Origin of the sequence: Pontibacterium sp., from assembly GCF_964228735.1 — a bacterium.
In the GTDB taxonomy this organism is placed as follows: Bacteria; Pseudomonadota; Gammaproteobacteria; order Pseudomonadales; family Balneatricaceae; genus Pontibacterium.
Genome location: NZ_CAXRBQ010000149.1, coordinates 1 through 4759, shown reverse-complemented (window position 1 = coordinate 4759; position 4759 = coordinate 1). Strand labels below are relative to the sequence as shown.

Sequence of the window (4759 nt, the reverse complement as noted above, 5' to 3'; positions counted from 1 at the left end):
CAACTGGGAGAGCAGGGCTGCCTATGAGGGCCGGAAACGCACATTCATCGTTAAGGCTTCACTGATCGCTGGAAACCGTGCGATAAGCCTTTAAAAGAGAGAACCCCGCTAAAAAGCGGGGTTCGTCAGCAACCTGAAAGGCACCTCTCGGTGCCTTTTTTGTTTTTTTAGGTTCCACGACGCCTTACTCAGCCAACTACGCCTTATTCGCCACCGGCTCAACTGGCATTTCAGCCACATGCACCGTAGTGGTTGGGAAGGCGATCTCTGCACCCGCCGACTCCACAATCCCCATAATCTGCATCAGCACATCCTGCTTAATGCCGTGAAATTCAACCCAATCGGTCGTCTTAGTAAAGGTATAGATAAAGAAATCGAGAGACGACGGCCCAAACCGATCCAGGTTAACCATCAGCGTCTGCTTGGTATCGATTGCGGGATGCGACTCCAGCATCGCACGCACCGCATTCAGGATCTGCTGCACCTTAGCCGCATCATCGTAACGCACACCCACATATTCGTAGATACGGCGATTGGTCATACGGGACGGGTTCTCTACTGAGATGCTGGCAAAGGTCGCATTGGGCACATAAAGCGGGCGCTTGCTGAAGGTCCGGATCCGGGTCTGACGCCAGCCGATATCCTCCACAACCCCCTCGATCTCCTTATCCGGTGATCGAATCCAATCACCCACACTGAACGGGCGATCCAAGTAGATCATCAAGCCACCAAAGAAGTTGGCCAACAAATCTTTGGCGGCAAAACCCACTGCCAAACCACCGATACCACCAAACGCCAGAATACCGGACACACTCACGCCCAGATTCTGCAATACAATCAGCGCCGCCAACACCAGCACTGAGAGCCGCATCAAACGCCCCAGCGCACGCACGGTGGTTACATCCATCGCTTTGCGTCCAGCAGCAGGCTGCATCAGGATACCTTCCAAACGACTGATCAGGCGCACCACAAACCAGCTCATCGTCGCGATCAGCGCCAGCTTGCGCACCGTGGTCACTGACTCTGGCACCACCAGCGAGCCATTGCTCACCGCCACTTGCAAACCGGTCACGATACCCACCACCCAGATCAGCATTACCAGCGGCGGCCGTGCCGCACCAATCAGAGCGCTATCCAACTGCATCGAGGTCGCTTCGGCACGTCGCTGTAAAAAGCGCAGCAACGAGCTACCCACGATGTGGGCCAACAGTGTCAATCCGACAACAAACGCAAGAACAACCAGCCACTCATGACGAGCTTCGACCCACCCCAGGTCGGAAACCAGACCAAACAACCAGTCAGACATCACCCACCTCTTGCCACAGCTCCGCGCAAAGCACAGCACCTCGAGCCATTCGCTCTTGATCGCAAGCCACCGTCTTTCCGCGCATGCCCGGCAGCGAAGGCGATGGATTAAAGTCATGCGCCGCCAGATACTCCGCCACCTCCAGTGCACCTTCACGGTTATTGCACGGCAGCAGCACATCACAACCTGCGGACAGCGCCATCTCGGCTCGCTGCGCATATCCACCCGCTGCATGCGCCGCCTTCATCGTCAGATCATCACTGAAGATGACACCTTCAAATGCCAAGCGGGTACGCAGCACATCCTGCAACCAAAACGCCGAGAAACCTGCAGGCTGATCCGAGCACGCCGGATACAACACATGCGCCGGCATTACAGCATCCAGACCTGCGTCAACCAGCTTCCGGAACGGCACCAGATCCTGCTCCCAGATCTCATCAAAATCGCGATCATCCACCGCATCACTGCTGTGTGTATCGGCATCCGCCCAACCATGTCCCGGGAAATGCTTACCGGTCGCCGCCATGCCCGCTTCATGCATGCCCGCTACAAAAGCACCCGCCAACGCCACGATCTCATCCGATTTAAGGGCAAATGCGCGATCACCGATAACCGTATTGCGCCCATAATCCAGATCCAGCACTGGCGCAAAGCTCAGATCAACACCCAGTGATCGCAGCTCTGCAGCCATCAGATAACCCACTTCGCGTGCCGCTCCCTGGGCTTTATCAGCATCACGCTGATACAAACAACCAAGTGCGGCCATCGGCGGCAACCGGGTCACACCGTCGCGCAGACGCTGCACCCGCCCACCCTCCTGGTCGACGCTTACAATAAGATCATCACGAACAGCGTGAATTTCTGCCGCTAACTGGGCAGTCTGCTCCGCACTCTGTGTATTTCGACCAAACAGAATGACACCCGCCACCTGCGGACACAGCAACAGCTCGCGATCGGCATCCGACAGCGACGTACCATCGATATCGATGAATAAGGCTCCAAACCCCATACACTACTCTTCAATTAAAACAGGTGTTCCTACCGGAACCATTTCAAACAAACGCACCAGGTCTGTGTTGCGCATACGAATACAGCCATGAGACTTAGGTTCGCCCATCGACTCAGTATCTGGTGTGCCGTGAATATAGATATAGCGCTGCATGGTATCCACATCCCCCAGGCGGTTCCGCCCCGGCTCAAGACCACTCAACCACAAGATGCGCGTCAGAATCCAATCCCGGCTTGGGTAACGCTGAGCAAGATCCTTAGAATAGACCTCACCGGTGAAACGACGTCCGACAAAGACACTGCCCAACTGAGCATCGCCGCCGATACGGGCACGAATATAGTGACGACCACGCGGCGTACAGCCACTGTTTTTTTGTTCGCCCGGCCCATTGGCCGCAGTAGAAACAGAAAACCGGCAAAGCTCACCCTGATCATCACTCAGTGTTAGCTGTTGCCGGCTAATCGATATATGAATGGAAACTGACATCAGATCCGACAGAAGAAGGTTTTATCTGCCCTCGCCTGGAAGCCTGCAGACAGCACAGGAATCATGCGGTGCAGCACCTCCTCAACGGCCGCATCATCACGCTGAAATTCGCGTTTCTCCAGCGCGCTGATGGTCTGGTAGTTGGACAATGTAAACGTAATGGAACCCAGCAGGAAGTGCAGACGCCAGAAGAACTCATCGTCCTCCATCGGGGCTGCATCTTCGCGCACAATGCGCACCAGCTCCTGGAAACGCTGACCGTAACGCTCAACCAAGAAATCACGCAGATCTTCCTGATTTTTCATGTACGCCAGATCCAGCAACCGCATAAACACGGCCAATGCCTGGTCGTTGTCTCGATTCACCATGAGCAACGAGCGCATCAGAATCTCTAATGCTTCCTCCAGCGTGACTCGATGGTCACTGGCCGAAAGACGCTCTGCAAGCGAGCTTTCCACCTGCTCACACAATGGACCGAGAAACTTTTCCGCTACCGCCTGTACAAGTCCCTTTTTAGAACCGAAGTGATAGTTTACTGCTGCCAGATTGACACCCGCCTTGGCGGTAATCTGACGAACTGTTGTTTCGGCGAACCCGTTCTCTGCAAAGAGTACCTCTGCAGCCCGAACAATACTTTGCGATGTATCCAGATGCGGCATCCCAACTCCCGAACCTGCGTTTCAAACTAAACCCTGATCCCATTATAGCCTCTAAGGCCCGTAAAACATCAAGGTTTAATTCCTGTTTTAAAGAGAAATAAAACGATTCTTCATCAAACGGTTGTACCACTTGCTGAGAATCCCATCGCCGGATTCCACCGCAAAGGATGACAGTTTGTCCTGCAGGCTTTTCTTCTCTTCATAACGCACGATAAACACATCGGCCTCTTCACAGGCTTCAGTCAGATACTCATCAGATGTCATCAGCTCATCGACCAGCTTGGCATCGATGGCACGTTTACCGAACCACACCTCTCCGGTTGCCACTTTGTCGATATCAACCTGCGGACGAAACTCTGCAACGAAGTCTTTAAACAACTCGTGGGTATCTTCCAGCTCTTCGATAAATTTCTGACGCCCTTTATCGGTATTCTGACCAAACATCGTCAGAGTACGCTTGTACTCACCCGCGGTCAGCACTTCGTAGTCGATATCGTTTTTCTTCAACAAGCGATGGAAGTTCGGCAGCTGCGCAATCACACCGATGGAACCTACAATGGCAAACGGAGCTGCCAGCAGACGGTCACCCAGACACGCCATCATGTAGCCGCCACTTGCCGCCACCTGGTCAACACATACCGTCAGCGGAATCTCTTTGCGCTTGATACGCTCAAGCTGCGACGCTGCCAAACCATAGGAGTGCACCATACCGCCGCCACTTTCCAGGCGGATAACAATCTCGTCCTCTTTTTCCGCCAGCGTCAGCACTGCAGAGACCTCTTCACGCAGCGGCTCCAGCTCTGAGGCCTTGATATCGCCATCAAAATCCAGCACACAGACACGCTTGCGACGCGGTTCCTCTTCGTGGGCTTTTTTCTTTTTCTTGCGCTCTTTGCGCTCTTCCTTCTCTTTTTTCTTCTCTTCCTTCAACAGCGCCTTCATCTCATCCTTATCCAGGACAGCTTCTTCCAGCGCCTGCTTCATCTCTTCCAGTTCTTCGTTGAGATGCGTTACCTCTACCGTACCGTGCTCACCATGCTTTTTGCCACGTGCAGCAACTGCCGCCACACCGCCAACAACCGCGATAACAGCCAGTACAATAGTGACGGACTTGGCCAGGAACAGACCATAGTCACTTAAAAATTCCATCACAGTGTCTTCTCCGCAAACTTGAAATACCGAACTTCAATCACACCCGAACCAGTCTGCTTCCACCCTTTCGGCGTACAACCTACCTCTGAAGGGGTAAATACGACCAATTCCGGCTATTTATGCCTGTTGCAGTGTTAAGTCCGGGCG

General features: G+C 53.8%; 5 protein-coding genes. All 5 read right to left on the bottom strand.

Annotation, left to right across the window (positions count from 1 at the left end; all coding sequences use genetic code 11):
- Positions 1–196: 196 nt before the first annotated feature.
- The 5 genes from ACEQ15_RS16695 to sohB all read right to left on the bottom strand — a co-directional run bounded on the left by ACEQ15_RS16695 (position 197) and on the right by sohB (position 4609).
- Entirely contained in the window at positions 197–1306 is a 1110-nt protein-coding gene (locus ACEQ15_RS16695) for a mechanosensitive ion channel family protein (protein WP_370280374.1), read from the bottom strand.
- Positions 1299–2315, bottom strand: a complete 1017-nt coding sequence (gene nagZ / locus ACEQ15_RS16690; RefSeq protein ID WP_370280373.1) for a beta-N-acetylhexosaminidase — start codon at positions 2313–2315, stop codon at positions 1299–1301. Before nagZ ends, ACEQ15_RS16695 begins: the two co-directional genes overlap by 8 nt.
- Positions 2316–2318: 3 nt before the next feature.
- The gene (locus tag ACEQ15_RS16685; RefSeq protein ID WP_370280372.1) at positions 2319–2801 is read right to left on the bottom strand and encodes a L,D-transpeptidase family protein; all 483 of its coding nucleotides are present in this window, start codon (positions 2799–2801) and stop codon (positions 2319–2321) included.
- Entirely contained in the window at positions 2801–3460 is a 660-nt protein-coding gene (locus ACEQ15_RS16680; RefSeq protein WP_370280371.1) for a TetR/AcrR family transcriptional regulator, read from the bottom strand. The genes ACEQ15_RS16685 and ACEQ15_RS16680 overlap by 1 nt, the downstream gene beginning before the upstream one ends.
- A gap of 87 nt (positions 3461–3547) precedes the next feature.
- On the bottom strand, positions 3548–4609 hold the full coding sequence (gene sohB, locus ACEQ15_RS16675; RefSeq protein WP_370280370.1) for a protease SohB: 1062 nt from the start codon (positions 4607–4609) through the stop codon (positions 3548–3550).
- Positions 4610–4759: the final 150 nt, after the last annotated feature.

What these genes read in the sequence shown, in the direction of transcription:
- ACEQ15_RS16695 (WP_370280374.1), bottom strand. Translation starts at nt 1,306, where the DNA reads ATGTCTGACTGGTTGTTTGGTCTGGTTTCCGACCTGGGGTGGGTCGAA.
- nagZ (WP_370280373.1), bottom strand. Translation starts at nt 2,315, where the DNA reads ATGGGGTTTGGAGCCTTATTCATCGATATCGATGGTACGTCGCTGTCG.
- ACEQ15_RS16685 (WP_370280372.1), bottom strand. Translation starts at nt 2,801, where the DNA reads ATGTCAGTTTCCATTCATATATCGATTAGCCGGCAACAGCTAACACTG.
- ACEQ15_RS16680 (WP_370280371.1), bottom strand. Translation starts at nt 3,460, where the DNA reads ATGCCGCATCTGGATACATCGCAAAGTATTGTTCGGGCTGCAGAGGTA.
- sohB (WP_370280370.1), bottom strand. Translation starts at nt 4,609, where the DNA reads ATGGAATTTTTAAGTGACTATGGTCTGTTCCTGGCCAAGTCCGTCACT.